Genomic DNA, 15546 nt, shown 5'->3' with positions numbered 1-15546 from the left:
AGTGCATTCACAGATTATGCCCATCATGAAAAACGGAACAGAAACCTGATTCAATCCGGGCAGGAATGGGTTGGAGAATACTTTGATGCAAAGCTGAGGCATGAATTGAACTTTGAGTTTCCGAATATTATATTGGATAGACCTGTTAAAATAAGAGGGGATTTTGTATCCCGTTCTTCCTATAAAAGCCGGTTTGCTGTTGCCTCAGGGGCGGGGAACGTGTTATCGGTAGAGATTCCGTCTGTAAATTATAATTATACAGGGTATTTTGCCCGGTCAAAATCGGGATATGGGGAATATTTGCCCGAATCGGACAATTTGTCACCGGAGGTGATTTATGAGAAGGGCACTGCTTCAGCTCAGGGATGGCTGAACCTTTTTACGGTAAATGCCGTAAGGGAATTAAAGATGGAAGGTAGTCAGATGCATTTCAGATACAGAAGCCCGCAGGGGCCCCGGGTGGTTGAGTTCAATCTGGATAATGTGCCGGAGAATATAATGATATGGGAAGTTACTTCAGATAATGAAATTCGCAGGATTGATGATGTTCAGAAAGAAGACGGCACGGCAACATTTAAAATCCGAGCCGACACAACATATCGTGAATTTGTCGCTTTTGACCATAAAGAATATTATGAACCGGAAATAGTAGGTGAGATCGATAACCAGAATTTACACGGCATGGGACCCCGGGATATGCTTATAATAACCAAAGACCGGTATATTGACGAGGCAAAAAGACTGGCCGATATTCACCGGAGAAAGGATGATTTTAAAGTATCCGTCGTTACCGATGTACAGATATACCATGAATTTTCTTCCGGTAAGCCTGACCCCGCCGCGATCCGAAATTTTGTGAAGATGATCTACAATAAATCCGTTCCCGGCGATTCACTGAAATACCTTTTGCTTTTCGGCGACGGGTCGTACGACAACAAAAACGCGGAGCGGAGCCCTTATCTGATGACCTATCAGTCGAAGGAGTCGTTTAACTATTCCAGAAGTTTCGTATCGGATGATTTTTTTGGTTTGCTAGATCCGCAGGATAATATCGAGAATAGCCCTTCGGGATTGATTGATATCGGGATTGGGCGATTTCCGGTTAGTAACAGGGAAGAAGCCCGTAATGCGGTAAATAAGGTGGAAAGGTACCTCGATACGGATAATTGGGGAGAATGGCTGAACCAGTTGTGCTTCGTAGCCGATGATCAGGATAACAATTTGCACATGCGGGATGCGGATAAGCTGGCAAAATTTGTAAACGGACATTATCCCATGTTCAACATCGATAAAATTTATTTCGATTCCTATAAACAGCAAAATTCGGCCACGGGTTCGGTATATCCCGGGGTTTCCAGAGATATCAATGAAAAAGTAAACAACGGTATATTGTTGTTCAATTATACCGGCCACGGAGGGGAAGACCACCTGGCGCATGAGCGGGTATTGACGAAAGATGATATTAAGGAATGGAACAACCCTGAAAAAATGCCGCTGTTCATGACAGCTACCTGTGAGTTCACCCGCTTTGATGATCCGGATTATGTCTCTGCGGGGGAAGAGGTGTTTTTGAAACCCGATGGTGGAAGTATCGCCCTCTTTTCAACTACCCGGCTTGTTTATGCAAGCCTTAACTATGATCTGAACCGCAACTTCTATGATTATGTATTCGAGACAACTCAGGAAGGTGAATCATTACGTTTCGGTGATATTGTGCGTCTCACCAAAAATTATACAGGTACCGGCAACAACAAAAGAAATTTTTCCCTGTTCGGTGATCCGGCCTTAAGAATGCCTCCTGCGGACTATCAGGTTCATACCGATTCCATCGTTTCGAATGGTTCACAAATGACAGATACCGTTCATGCGCTGGATAAAATAACGGTTCACGGGAAAATAGTGAATGAAAAGGGACAGCAAATGGAACACTTTAATGGAAACGTCAATCTCAAATTGTTCGATAAATCCGAATTGAAGACCACTTTAAGCAATGATGGCGGTGAAACTTTTACTTACCGGTCAAGGGATAACATCCTGTTTAGTGGAAACAGCAGGGTCAGTGAGGGGTCTTTCAAAAGCGATTTTATTGTACCAAAAGATGTGCTGCCTGAAGTTGATAAAGGGAAGCTGCTTTATTTTGGGAAAGATGGAAATTTGCTTGCCCGGGACCGTTATAGTGATTTTTATGTGGGCGGATATGCGAAAAGGAAGTTGGATGACAAGCAGGGGCCTGATATTGAGATTCATATGAATGATCAGGATTTTGTGTCGGGAGGAATCACCAATGAAGACCCGGTGCTTTATGCCATACTGGAGGACAGCAGTGGCATTAATGTCTCCAGTGCCGGCATCGGACATGATATTGTTATGGTTCCTGATAAAAACCCACAGGATAAACGGGTGCTTAACAGATATTATAATGCCAAACAGGATAATTACCGCAAAGGCGAAGTGAGATACCAGATGAGCGGTCTTGAAAAGGGAAAGCACGAACTGATGCTTAAAGCATGGGATATCAATGAAAATTCTTCAACTGCGCATATAGAGTTTACAGTAGCGGAAAGCAAGCAGTTGCAAATCAACAAGGTTTTGAATTATCCCAATCCATTTACTGAAAATACGGCTTTTTATTTTGAACACAACCATCCGGGCACCAGCTTGGATGTATTGATTCAAATTTTTACCATTTCAGGAAAATTGGTCAAAACCATTCAAAGACAGATTCAAACCGACGGATTTCGCGTAGGACCGATCCATTGGAATGGAAGGGACGATTTTGGTGATAATATAGGGAAAGGCGTATACCTTTACAAAATCAAAATCCGTTCTGGTGAAGGGGAAACCGCGGAAGAAATACAAAAATTGGTTATACTGAAATAGGAAATGGAATATTTCGGTCTGTGAAACGAGTGAAAATAATATATTTGTCACGCAAAAAATACATGAATATGATAAGAAAGATGGTTTTGGGTTTGGTATTGCTTTTAGTATTTACCAACATAACGTTTTCGCAAAGTGATGATCTCCCCACAGAAAGATTGATAGGTTCTGAAAACACCCTCAAGTATTCGGTACCTTTTTTGACCATTGCTCCTGACTCAAGATCCGGAGCAATGGGTGATGCAGGTGTGGCTATCTCACCCGATGTGAATTCCCTTCACTGGAATCCTTCCAAATATGCATTTATTGATAAAGATATGGGAGTTTCCGTGTCTTATACACCCTGGCTTAAAAATCTGGTGGATGACATCCATTTGGCTTATCTGACCGGATATAAGCGGCTGGACAGGCAGCAGGTAATTAGTGGCTCGCTGCTTTATTTTTCACTGGGCAACATCATTTTCAGAAATGAATTTGGGGATTATGAGGGCCAGCATACACCCAATGAATTTGCCATTGATGCGGCCTATTCCAGAAGATTTAGTGATAGGTTTTCAGGAGGGGTTGCTTTCCGGTATATCAGGAGCGATATTACCGGAGGTGCTTATATAGGAAACACTGAATCCAAAGCAGGCAATTCGGTGGCTGCCGATGTCTCCATGTATTACCAATACCCCGGTATTTCCGTTCTGGATAAGGAGATGGATTTTTCATTCGGTTTGAATATAAGGAATATCGGGTCAAAAATTTCTTATACCACAGAAAAGGAAAATTTTATTCCCACCACCATGAAGCTGGGAACAGCATTTGATTTTCATCTGGATGAGTACAACTCATTGATGTTTACTACCGATTTGAATAAACTGCTCGTGCCTACGCCTCCGGCATATGAAGTGGATGAGTTGGGAAATCCTGTTACGGATGAGAACGGCGACCGGGTCATTTTAAGTGGCATGAACCCCAATGTTTCAGTACCCCAGGGAATGATACAGTCGTTTTATGATGCCCCCAATGGCCTCGAAGAAGAGCTTCATGAGATCAAATATTCTTTTGGCCTGGAATACTGGTATCAGAATGTGTTTGCCGTGAGGTCGGGATATTTCCACGAGCATCAGAATAAAGGCAACAGAAAGTATTTTACTATGGGTATGGGCCTTAAGCTTAATGTGTTTCAAGCCGATTTTGCCTATCTGATTCCCCGCTATCAGAATCATCCTCTGGCCAATACGGTACGATTTACACTGGTATTGGATTTCGCGGCATTGACCAGCGATCAACAAGGGAATTGATAAAATTTCAAATAACAAATAGTTTATGAAGATAGGTTTTGGTTATGATGTGCACCGGCTTGAACCAGGTCTTGATCTTGTGCTCGGAGGAGTGAATATTCCTCATGAAAAGGGATGTGTGGCCCACTCTGATGGTGATGTGCTGATCCATGCCATTTGTGATGCCCTGTTGGGTGCTGCAAATTTGGGAGATATAGGGAAACATTTCCCGGACAGTGATCCTGCATATAAAAATATTTCCGGCACACGGCTTTTGCAGAAAACAATGCAAATGATAAACGACCGGGGCTACTCGATAATCAATATAGATACCACCATCTGTTTGCAGAGACCTAAACTGGCTTCTTACATAGAAAGAATGAAACAACATCTTTCCGGATTGGCAGAAACTTCTGCCGTATCAGTCAAGGCTACTACCACTGAAAGACTCGGATTTGTGGGAAGAGAAGAAGGTATTGCCGCATATGCCATTGTGCTTCTTGAGTAAGGCAAAGCGATTGATAAATTAATATCCGATTTAGAGGGAACCGAGTGGAATAATCCCCATGAATTGACAAAAAAACGACCAGACGCTGATTGTGTGTATAGTGGTGAATTTTATTTTTTTAACATAAGTGTACACAGGACACTGATAATGATTGAGTTCGAGGAGAATGGCGAAATGACAGTGGTTTGGGCAGGGAGCCACGATGATTATGAGAAAACGTTCAAAAATAATCGAAACGTGATTAAAAAATGGCTGCGAGATAACGAATGGATTTAAACCAAAAGATTATGAAAGAATTAGAAAATATAAGAGATATAGAACAAGTCGAGAAGCTTGAGAATGAATATGATTTTCAAAAAGCTTTGCTTCTGGATAAAAAATTGCGATTAATGGTCAAAGAGCAACCTGAATTGAGACCTCTTCGCAAAAAACTACGACGACTGATGACTGAATATGAGGAGCGTGTTTGGTCAGACCCGGAGCAAGTAACCGATAAACAATTTGAGGATAGCGATAAGGCTGAAAATATTGTTGAGGCTGAGAGAAAATTTATAAAAAAAAGAAGAGACGCGATTCGGAAAAAACTGAAAGAATATGATATGACTCAGCAGGATTTGGGTGATTTATTGGGTCACTCTAAATCTTACATATCAGAATTAATGAACGGAGTATCCCAGTTTTCTATGAGAGATTTGGTGATTATCCATCGAATTTTTGGGATTAGTTTAAAAACCTTGATTCCAACTTACCTGCAATCCGATACCCGAAACAGGATAGAAGAGACTATCGCCAGATTAAATAAACCGAAATTGAAACTAAAGAAGAACGATTTAGTGAACGAATAGGAAAAAATGACTGCGCATGAAATGCTGTCTCAGCCTCAGTCTCAGCCTTACCCTCAATTTAAACAAATATGCTATATTTGCAGATAAATAAGCCATTCAGCCTATGAAAAAAGTTATGGTGCTGGGAGCATCCCCAAATAAACGACGTTTCTCCCATACTTGTGTGAAGACCCTGATGCATCAAGGCTATGAGGTAATTCCCATAGGAGCCAGGGAGGGAGAAATTAACGGAAAAAAGATCATTCAAGGGAAACCTTCCGTAGAGGATCTTCATACGGTTACACTGTATCTTAGTCCACGGAATCAGGAAGAATATTATGATTATGTTTTCGGACAGAATCCCCAAAGAATTATCTTTAATCCGGGAGCTGAAAACCCAAATTTTGCTGACCTGGCAAAGAAAAATGGTATTGAGGTGGTTGAGGACTGTACCCTGGTTATGTTGAATTCAGGAAATTTTTGACGCATGGAATTTCATAATATCACCTCACTCCGGGAGATGAACGATATAGTAGATACCCGGCAGGCCCTGCTTGCCTACTTTTCTCATCAGAATTGTAATGTTTGTAGAGTATTGAAGCCTAAAGTGAGGAATTTGATTGAAAACCATTTTCCCCGCATACTGCTGTACTATATCAATACAATAGAATATCCCGATGTAGCCGGACAATTTTCGGTATTTTCAGTGCCAACCCTGTTGGTATTCTTTGACGGAAAGGAATATATTAGAGAGGGCAGGTATGTAAACCTGGATAAATTTTATGAGAGGCTGGAAAAGTTATATGGCATCTATTTCAAATAGCAGGCAGCAGACTGTTTCCAGGACCTGAAAGTGAATAAAAATGTTAAGTATATGGCTTTGATCAAGAAGGTTAGAAATATGACCCCTTCATTTGGGGAGAATTGTTATCTGGCAGACAATGCTACTGTTATAGGCGATGTAGCCATGGGAGATAACTGCAGCCTTTGGTTTAACACCGTAGTGAGAGGAGATGTCAACAGCATCCGTATAGGGAATAAGGTGAATATTCAGGATGGAGCAGTGCTGCATTGTTCGTATCAGAAAAGTGTTATAGAGATAGGCGATAATGTATCCATCGGGCATAATGTGATCATCCACGGAGCAAAGATCTATCCTAATGTACTGATAGGCATGGGTGTTACCCTAATGGATCATGTAGTGGTAGGTGAGAACTCCATTATCGCAGCCGGAGCATTGGTATTGAGAAATACTGAGATTGAGGCGAACAGCATTTACGCCGGTGTACCTGCCAAATTTGTAAAAACCGTGGATCCGGAGCAGACGAAGGACATGATCAACCGGATAGCCGACAATTATCTCATGTATGCCGACTGGTACAGGCAGGATTCCTGATCCTCCAATGTCTATCCCGGAGCCTGCTCCCGGCCATACTACCTTCATCGGGTCCTCGTTCCTGCTGTTTTGATACTTGAATATATTTTTGACATCGGCCTTACTGTTCATTACGGTAAATTTACTGTTTTGAACACTAAATTTATTGTTTTTTATATCAACAATGCTGTTTCATATTAGGTCGGAGATCATCTTAAAAGGAGAATCTTTTTTCGATTTATGGGTTTGTGATTAAAAAGGCCCAGCCATTCAGGATAAAAAATCTATTCAGCGTATTGAAATGTTGATGATCAAAACATGCTGTATGTTTGTTGAAGGATTGTTAATAAGTAGGCAGTTCAAAGGATTTCATAATTTTTATCCTTTCCATGATTGTTATAAATTTGTTAAAATTACAGGATCAAAAAAAGGAAGCAGTGGCCCGTAAAAAAACAAAGGAAAAACAGGTGGAAACACCCCTGATGGAACAGTATTACCGGATCAAGAAACAACATCCGGACGCAATATTGCTTTTCAGGGTTGGGGATTTCTATGAAACTTTTGGCGAAGATGCCATTAAGGCCAGTGAGATATTGGGCATCACACTGACCAAAAGGGCAAACGGATCGGCTTCCTATGTCGATCTGGCCGGAATACCCTATCATGCGATAGACACCTATTTGCCCAAACTCGTAAGAGCAGGTCAGCGGGTGGCCATATGCGAGCAACTGGAAGATCCGAGCAAAGCCAAGAAGATTGTGAAACGCGGTGTTACGGAAATGGTTACACCGGGGGTTTCACTGGATGATAATGTGCTGGAGCATAAGGAGAACAACTTTCTGGCATCTGTGCACCTGGATAAAAACATGGCGGGAGTTGCTTTCCTGGATATATCTACCGGGGAGTTCCTGACTGCCGAAGGAAATTACGAGTATATAGATAAGCTGCTGAACAGCTTTCAGCCCAAGGAGGTGTTGTTTGAAAGAGGGAACGAACAGCAGTTCAGGGAGAAGTTCGGTGACCGATTTTATACCTATAAGCTTGATGATTGGGTGTATACAGAGGAAAATGCCACCGAAAGGCTGTTGAAGCATTTCAATACCACTACGCTCAAGGGATTTGGCGTAAGCAATCTTCCCCATGGGATTATTGCTGCCGGTTCGGTGCTCCAGTACCTGGAAATAACACAGCATGAAAACATCAGGCACATATCTTCATTATCCCGGATCGAAGAAGAACATTATGTATGGCTGGATAAATTCACCATTCGAAATCTGGAGCTTTTTCATCCGGTTAATGAAGAAGCCAGAACACTGATCGATGTTATTGACCGTACCGTTTCTCCTATGGGCGGGAGACTTTTGCGCAGATGGGTGGCCCTTCCTCTGAAAGAGATTCAGTCCGTCCGGGAGCGCCAAAGCATCGTGGAATATATCCTTCAGAGTTCTGAATTCAGAGAATTACTGGAAAGCCAGTTGCAGAAGATGGGCGATGTGGAGCGGATCGTCTCCAAGGTGGCTGCCGGCCGGGTGACACCACGGGAAATTTTACAGTTGAAAAATGCGCTGTATGCCCTTGAGCCGGTAAGAGAAGCATGTAAGGAGGCTGATAGCGACCCGCTTAAAAAGATCGGTGAACAACTGAATCCCTGCCATTCCATCCGGGATAAAATTGAAAAGCAAATAAACCCGGAAGCACCGACCAATATCCATAAGGGCAATGTCATCAATCCAGGGGTATCCGATGAACTTGATGAATTAAGAAATATAGCCCATTCCAGCAGAGATTATCTTAAACAGCTTCAGCAGAGGGAGATCGAGCGAACAGGAATTCCTTCTCTGAAGGTAAGCTATAACAGTGTATTTGGATATTATATAGAAGTAAGAAATACCCATAAGGATAAAGTTCCTGCTGACTGGACCCGTAAACAAACCCTTGTCAATGCCGAACGTTACATCACCGAGGAGTTGAAGGAATATGAAACCAAAATACTGGGAGCGGAAGAAAAATCGATGGAGCTGGAGGTACGGTTGTTTAACCAACTGGTGGTGAATGTGGCCGATTATATTTCCGCCGTTCAGTTGAATGCCAATCTTATTGCCCGGCTTGACTGCCTGTTGTCGTTTGCCAGGATTGCCGGTGAAAATCAATATTATAAACCGGAAATAGAGGATTCGGAAGTAATTGACATCAGAGAGGGCCGCCATCCGGTGATTGAGCAACAGTTGCCCATTGATGAAGAGTATGTGGCCAACGATGTATATCTGGATAACGAAGAACAGCAGATCATGATCCTGACAGGCCCGAATATGGCCGGAAAATCAGCATTGCTTCGTCAGACTGCTCTTATTGTTTTGCTGGCACAAATAGGAAGTTATGTGCCGGCAAAATCATCGAAAATTGGCGTGGTGGATAAAATTTTTACCCGTGTCGGGGCCTCGGACAACATTTCCATGGGAGAATCAACTTTTATGGTGGAAATGCATGAGGCAGCCAGCATCCTGAATAACCTTTCATCCCGGAGCCTGGTACTGCTGGATGAAATAGGCCGGGGCACCAGTACCTATGATGGCATATCCATTGCATGGGCCATGGTGGAGTATATTCATGAACATCCCAAAGCCAGGGCAAAAACGCTGTTCGCTACCCATTACCACGAGATGAATGAGATGGAGAAATCGTTCAGCAGGATAAAAAATTACAACATCACTGTGAAAGAGCTGGATGATAAAGTTATTTTCATCAGAAAGCTTCAGAGAGGCGGCAGTGAGCACAGTTTCGGCATACATGTTGCCCGCATGGCAGGAATGCCAAAAAGTGTGGTATCCCGTGCCAATGAGATACTAAAGGATCTTGAAAATTCACAGGATAAGGGAACGGTTTCCAAACCGGTTGGTGAAATTGCCGGTCACAGGGCCGGCCTCCAAACCACCATTTTTCAGTTGGATGATCCGGTGCTCAAACAAATTCGGGATGAGATCAAAAACATCGATATCAATAACCTTACTCCCGTGGAAGCCCTTAATAAACTAAATGAGATCAAAAGGTACATTGGCATGAAATAACCTTTCATTTCCCAAAGCAATTAAGCAACTGGTGTCGCAAATTATAGTTTTATTCATTTATAAGTCCTTCAATATCCTCAGGGGTTTCTCCAAATATAGATATTCCATATTTTCCTACTTTTTCCAGAAATTCACGTTTTGAAACTCCAGCCAGTTCAGCAGCTTGACCAGAGGACAATATTCCTTTTCCAAATAACTGAGCTGCTAATTGCATCTTTACTTCTTTTTCATCCACAGAATCTGGTAATTGAATCGTTAAAGTCTTCATAGTTTTCAGTTTCTTTCTCAAACTTAATTAATTCTTCCTATATTATCAATTTTTATAATGTGATTACCATGGTTTATTTGAACTTTTCATCTCTATGAATTGTTATACCCGTAAATTCTATATTATGAAATCTGCAATTGGATATATTGCTTTTCTGTTTTTAATACTTTTTGCTGTACAGGGATTTTCACAAAGTGATACTATGAAATACAGAGAATTAACGAATGCTGAAGAAAGGGTTATCATCTACAAGGGAACGGAAAGACCCTTCACGGGACAATATTATAATCATTTTAAGGAGGGTGCTTATACCTGCAAACGCTGTGGCGCCGAATTGTTCCGGTCGGAGGATAAGTTCGATGCCCAGTGTGGATGGCCAAGTTTTGACGATGAAGTGGAAGGAGCTGTTAAACGGGTACCCGATGCCGACGGCATGCGAACGGAAATTACCTGTGCCAATTGTGGGGCCCATCTGGGCCATGTATTCAAAGGCGAGGGATTTACACCCAAAGATACGAGGCATTGTGTGAATTCCATATCTCTTGAGTTCATGCCTGAATCAGGAAATGATAATCAGGAAGACAAAAAAGAATAAAATCGTGCGGCTTATTCACTTATCTTGCTGACCTGGAAAATCTCATTGCGATCCCAGTTTCTCCAATAAGAAAGTGATTTTTCCCGAATCGCCTCCCAATATGCCTCCGAAAGAAAAGTATGTTTCTTCTTGGCTTCCTTGATTGCTCTCTGAAGTTGCTTATAATACCGGGATTTTAATTGGATCTGAAGGGTTCTGTCTTCGTATTGAAATTCGGCTTTTGGTAGCACGGCCTCATCCCTGATCTTGATATTCCCCTGCCCCATAGTGGTTCCGCAGGATACCTGTAAACCATCGTTTATGCAGCTTAATGGAGGAGTATGCCCACAGTAAGAGGTGACTTTTAAATTACCCGGCTGGGTGCGAAAATATTCCAGTGCCCGGGTCCCCATCTTGGCACCCACAATTGAGTTGAGTCCCAGATGGGTGTGAAATTCTTCCGTAAGCGTAACTGCCCTCCATTCCCTGATACCATATTGATCAATGGTTTCTTTCATGAAATTCCTGATGTCTTCTCTGTAATAGTTTGAATCGGTGGGAAAGTTCTGAAAAATGATGCTGCTGTATTTATTGTAGGAACTGAGATGTTCCAGATATTTGGTTTTTATGTTCTTGTTATCTTTAACTCTGACCATATAATTTATTGAATCTGAATTGTTGGTATCCAGGGTGAACAATTCGGGATAGTAAAGATACATTGCGGTCAGATCATCCCGGAGTTTAAAGTTTCCCTCCCGGATTTTTTCCCTCAGTGTATCTTTGGAGTGTGAATTGTATATTTTTCGGGCATACGGAGTCTGGATTTTTCCGATTTCATCGAGAAACGACTCGGATAACACAGGGGGATCTTCATTGGTCATAATTCTGAAAACAGGAATGGGCGTTTTTAACAGATAATCTCCCGATAGACAATCCATGCCATAGTTTGTCCATGGAACTTCCGGCTGGCATTGATCAAACCAGATAATTCTGCTGATCTGTTCCTTTATGGAGGGTTTCATTAAAACGGCATTGGCAATGTTTGTCAAAGGACCTGTAGAGATAATATCAACCGGTTGTTCTTCCGCTTCAATAATTTTGATCAGGAATTCCTTCACCTCCTGAGGTTCTTCATAGCTGACAGGTTCTCTCCCCCAATTGGCTTCTTTTGCTAACCCCCTCCATTCTGGAGCATCATTTTTGGAGACAATGCCCTGGGCGGTTTTTATGCCCTGATGTCCATGAGCTTTCAGAAGGGAAATAATCTTCAGGTAGCCTTCTTCGGGTTCCAGAACTCCATCTGCGGAAGTTATGGCGAGAATCTCGGTTGAAGGGGAAGAGAGCAGCAAATTGATCGCCCGCAGATCGTCCGGGGCACAGTCGGTATCAATAATAACCCTGTGTTTGGCCGGCCCTTGCGCTGTAGTAAAGAAGGGAGTTGCGGTGAGGAGCAATATAAGGATAATGAATTTTTTCATTGTGAATATGAATTGATGGTTGATGGTTAATTTTAGTTAAAACGGACTTAGAAATTTAATTATTTCCCATGATTTGTGAATTTGCTGTGCAGACAATGAAAGAAACCGGAAAAGGTTTATCCTTATCTGCATATCAGACAAAATAAATAAAAAAATTTCCGCATCCAGTACCTTACCGGGCAAGTTTTGCCAAAAAAAGCAAGAATTTGACCGGTAAGCGCCTAAAAATACAGGTAAAAGGCGGTAGTAAGGGCTTTGTATTCTTCGGTAAAATTGTGACGACCACCTTTTTCTATTGTTAATTGGTTTTCTATCAAATCCCTTTGATACCGGCCAAATTCCAGCAGCAGTCTTTTGGGTTTTTTGCCGGGGGTTGGCTTTACATAGGTTTTTTTTATGCAATACAATCCGCTTTCTCCGGCCAGTTTGATAAATGAATGGCCTTCGCTGTAAGGCATTATTACGCTTAAACGACCATCGGCTTTCAGAATTTTTAAGCTTCCCCGGATCAGATCATGATGAGGCAGGGTTTTATTATGTCGGGCCTGGTTACGGTCTTCTTTCGGCGTTGATGATGAATTAATAAAATACGGGGGATTGGAAACAACCAGGTCAAAATAACAGTTGGATTGGGATACGTACTCCTGGAAAGATATATGCTTCAGGTAAATTCTGTCTGCCCAGGGACAGTTGTTGATATTTTCCCTGGCTTGTTGATAAGCCTTTTTCTCCGACTCAATAGCATGGATTTCCGCCCCGGAACGCTGGCCCATCATAATGGCGATCAAACCGGTACCTGTGCCGACATCCAGTATCCTTGCGGCCCGGTTGATGTCAGCCCATGCTCCAAGCAGCACACCGTCAGTTCCCACCTTCATGGCGGTTTTTTCCTGATGGATTGTAAATTGTTTGAAACGGAAATATTGATTACCCAAAGTCTTGATTTTTTAACAAAGATAATAAAGACTAAATTGAGGATTCCCCTCTAAAGCTTGTTATATCTTTATATTCTGGCCCCAATCATAACCACATTTCCTACGACGCTTGGCTGTTGGTTAATTTATCTGTAAATTCGGCGATTTAAACTTTGAAAATGATTCGTGGTCTTACTATTCAAAACAAAGAATCTATGAGAAAGAAGATTTTTCTTTTGATATTAATGGGTGCTGCAACATTTGGCACTTTGAGGGCTCAGAAATCCGGATTTTATATGCCCGATGAGTTGCAAAAGGCTTACAATGCTGAAACCCGCTCTTATAACGGTGCACCGGGAAAACATTATTTTCAGAATACGGCAGATCATGATATAGATGCCCGCTTTGATCCTGAGACGGGAGTCCTGGAAGGCGAGGAGACCATCAGGTATCACAACAACAGCCCGGATACATTGGAGCACATGGTAATCCGGGTTTATATGAATTTGTTTCAGAAAGGAGTACCGCGGGATTTTGATGTGGGACCTTCCGATCTTCACGATGGAGTTGAAGTGAGTAATCTGACCATTAATGGCCGGGAGATCAACAGCCCTGGTGGCCCCCAGTTAAACAGTGGTCGTGGCACAACTTATATGATCCAGCTCCTTAACCCCATCCTTCCGGAAAGTGAAGCCACCATTTCACTCGAATGGAAGGTGCAGTTGCCTGAGCAGGTAACCATCAGAATGGGCAAATATGGGGAAGGCAATTGGTTTGTGGCCTATTGGTATCCCAGAATTTCAGTTTATGATGATATTTTGGGATGGGATACGCATGGTTTTACAGGTTCGGCCGAATTTTACAACGATTTCAGTAATTATGATGTGAAATTGACAATCCCCGGTGACAATATGGTGTGGGCAACGGGTGAGCTACAGCAACCCGAAAAGCACTATCAAAAGGGTGTTCTTGAAAGAATTGAAAAGGCAAGGAAAACCGATGAGGTGATTTCCGTGGTTACCGATAAGGACATTGAGAACAACAGGGTGTTGAAGGATAAGGAGGAACATACCTGGCATTTTATTACAGAAGAAGTACCCGACTTTGCTTTTGCAACCAGCCAGAGTTATCTCTGGGATGGCACCAGCGTGGAGGTGGACCCCCAAACCGGAAGAAGAACCTTTGTAAGTGCAGTTTATGAGGAAGGTGCTTCGTATTTTGATCAGGTGGCTGAGATCGGACGAGAGAGCATTCGATTATTATCCGAAGAGATCATGGGCGTTCCTTTTCCCTGGCCTAAGTTAACGGCTTTCAACGGGAGCGGGGGTATGGAATTTCCCATGATGATCAATGACGGGGCGATAGGGAGTTATCAGGGAACGGTTTATCTCACGGCTCATGAGATTGGTCACAATTATTTCCCGTTTTATGTGATGACCAATGAATCATATTATGCCTTTATGGATGAGGGTCTGATCACGTTTTTACCAAGAATGGTTGAAGAAGCCCTTGTAGAAGATTTTGATCCTTTCTCCGGGATGATTAGTCAATATGAAAGGCATGCCGGTAACTACAGGGAAGTGCCGTTGATGGTGAAAAGCTATCTGATCAGCGATTATTCAGCTTACCGGCTTCATGCCTATCAGCGGCCTGCCGCTGCATTTTATATGTTGTGGAGATATTTGGGTGAAGAAGATTTTCACAAAGCCTTGACACACTATATTCAGCGATGGGCCAAAAAACATCCCACACCCTACGATTTCTTCTTTACTTTTGAGGATGTGTTGAACCAGGATCTGAGCTGGTTCTGGAAACCCTGGTTCTTTGAATTCGGCTATCCCGATCTGGCAATATCGGATGTGGAAAAAACAGAAACCAACACACGCGTAAATATTGAGAAGAAAGGCCGGTTTCCTGTGCCGGTTCGACTGGAAGTTAAGTTTGCGGGAGGAGAAACCAAAATCTACAGTGAACCAATGGATATATGGAAAGACGGACGTAACCGGTTTCAAATTGAGATAAATGACCAAAGACGGATAGATTCCATAAAGCTGGGAAGCGATAAGATACCGGATACGAATCGGAAAGATAATAAGATGGAGGTGCATTAGACTGCATTATTCAAAAACGAATCCCGCTGAAAAAGCGGTAAAGTTTTTGAATGCGGGAGGGTTTGCGGGATGGATGCAGGCAACCCCGCATTAGAAAAACCGGCTTTTTGCGAAATTTATTGAAGCAAAAAGCCAGGTTTTTCAATAGCGTCAGAATTATTCTTGAATAATTCGGGTTAGATAAAGCACCAAACTTCAAATACCAAATATCAAATAATATTCAATTTTCGAAAATCCAATAACCAAAACATCCAAATTCAGTCATCTACTTGCATACTGCG

General features: G+C 42.4%; 14 protein-coding genes. 11 read left to right on the top strand and 3 right to left on the bottom strand.

Annotated features, from left to right (window positions below; all coding sequences use genetic code 11):
- The 9 genes from porU to mutS form a co-directional block, all read left to right on the top strand.
- The coding region (porU, locus tag KGY70_08715; protein MBS3775256.1) for a type IX secretion system sortase PorU at positions 1 to 2880 on the top strand (2880 nt) is incomplete at its 5' end.
- Positions 2881 to 2948: 68 nt separating this feature from the next.
- Positions 2949 to 4169, top strand: a complete 1221-nt coding sequence (gene porV, locus KGY70_08710; protein MBS3775255.1) for a type IX secretion system outer membrane channel protein PorV — start codon at positions 2949 to 2951, stop codon at positions 4167 to 4169.
- Positions 4170 to 4194: 25 nt separating this feature from the next.
- Positions 4195 to 4656, top strand: coding sequence for a 2-C-methyl-D-erythritol 2,4-cyclodiphosphate synthase (locus KGY70_08705; GenBank protein ID MBS3775254.1), 462 nt, complete (start codon positions 4195 to 4197; stop codon positions 4654 to 4656).
- A 9-nt stretch (positions 4657 to 4665) separates the two neighbouring features.
- Entirely contained in the window at positions 4666 to 4932 is a 267-nt protein-coding gene (locus KGY70_08700) for a type II toxin-antitoxin system HigB family toxin (protein ID MBS3775253.1), read from the top strand.
- Positions 4933 to 4943: 11 nt separating this feature from the next.
- Positions 4944 to 5501, top strand: a complete 558-nt coding sequence (locus KGY70_08695; GenBank protein ID MBS3775252.1) for a helix-turn-helix transcriptional regulator — start codon at positions 4944 to 4946, stop codon at positions 5499 to 5501.
- A gap of 103 nt (positions 5502 to 5604) precedes the next feature.
- On the top strand, positions 5605 to 5964 hold the full coding sequence (locus KGY70_08690) for a CoA-binding protein (GenBank protein ID MBS3775251.1): 360 nt from the start codon (positions 5605 to 5607) through the stop codon (positions 5962 to 5964).
- Between the two features lie 3 nt (positions 5965 to 5967).
- On the top strand, positions 5968 to 6303 hold the full coding sequence (locus KGY70_08685; GenBank protein MBS3775250.1) for a thioredoxin family protein: 336 nt from the start codon (positions 5968 to 5970) through the stop codon (positions 6301 to 6303).
- Between the two features lie 51 nt (positions 6304 to 6354).
- On the top strand, positions 6355 to 6876 hold the full coding sequence (locus KGY70_08680) for a gamma carbonic anhydrase family protein (protein MBS3775249.1): 522 nt from the start codon (positions 6355 to 6357) through the stop codon (positions 6874 to 6876).
- A gap of 368 nt (positions 6877 to 7244) precedes the next feature.
- The gene (mutS, locus tag KGY70_08675; GenBank protein ID MBS3775248.1) at positions 7245 to 9920 is read left to right on the top strand and encodes a DNA mismatch repair protein MutS; all 2676 of its coding nucleotides are present in this window, start codon (positions 7245 to 7247) and stop codon (positions 9918 to 9920) included.
- A gap of 49 nt (positions 9921 to 9969) precedes the next feature.
- Here the strand turns inward: mutS and KGY70_08670 are convergent, their stop codons facing one another.
- Positions 9970 to 10188 (bottom strand): UPF0175 family protein, encoded by a 219-nt coding sequence (locus KGY70_08670; protein MBS3775247.1) that lies wholly within the window; start codon positions 10186 to 10188, stop codon positions 9970 to 9972.
- Between the two features lie 124 nt (positions 10189 to 10312).
- On the opposite strand from KGY70_08670, the gene KGY70_08665 reads away from it, so the two are divergent.
- Positions 10313 to 10783 (top strand): methionine-R-sulfoxide reductase, encoded by a 471-nt coding sequence (locus tag KGY70_08665; protein MBS3775246.1) that lies wholly within the window; start codon positions 10313 to 10315, stop codon positions 10781 to 10783.
- Between the two features lie 11 nt (positions 10784 to 10794).
- On the opposite strand, the gene KGY70_08660 is transcribed toward KGY70_08665, so the two are convergent.
- Together KGY70_08660 and KGY70_08655 are read right to left on the bottom strand one after the other, a co-directional pair.
- Positions 10795 to 12240: a nucleoside hydrolase gene (locus KGY70_08660; protein MBS3775245.1), complete on the bottom strand. Its 1446-nt coding sequence runs from the start codon at positions 12238 to 12240 to the stop codon at positions 10795 to 10797.
- 221 nt (positions 12241 to 12461) lie between these two features.
- Complete coding sequence (locus tag KGY70_08655) at positions 12462 to 13175, bottom strand: methyltransferase (GenBank protein MBS3775244.1); 714 nt, start codon at positions 13173 to 13175, stop codon at positions 12462 to 12464.
- A 194-nt stretch (positions 13176 to 13369) separates the two neighbouring features.
- On the opposite strand from KGY70_08655, the gene KGY70_08650 reads away from it, so the two are divergent.
- A complete protein-coding gene (locus KGY70_08650; protein ID MBS3775243.1) occupies positions 13370 to 15265 on the top strand; it encodes a M1 family metallopeptidase in 1896 nt (631 codons plus the stop codon).
- Positions 15266 to 15546 lie beyond the last annotated feature (281 nt).

Source organism: Bacteroidales bacterium (assembly GCA_018334875.1).
GTDB lineage: Bacteria > Bacteroidota > Bacteroidia > Bacteroidales > UBA12077 > JAGXLC01.
The sequence above is the reverse complement of the archived record's forward strand: the minus strand, read 5'-3'. Positions and strand labels throughout refer to the sequence as shown.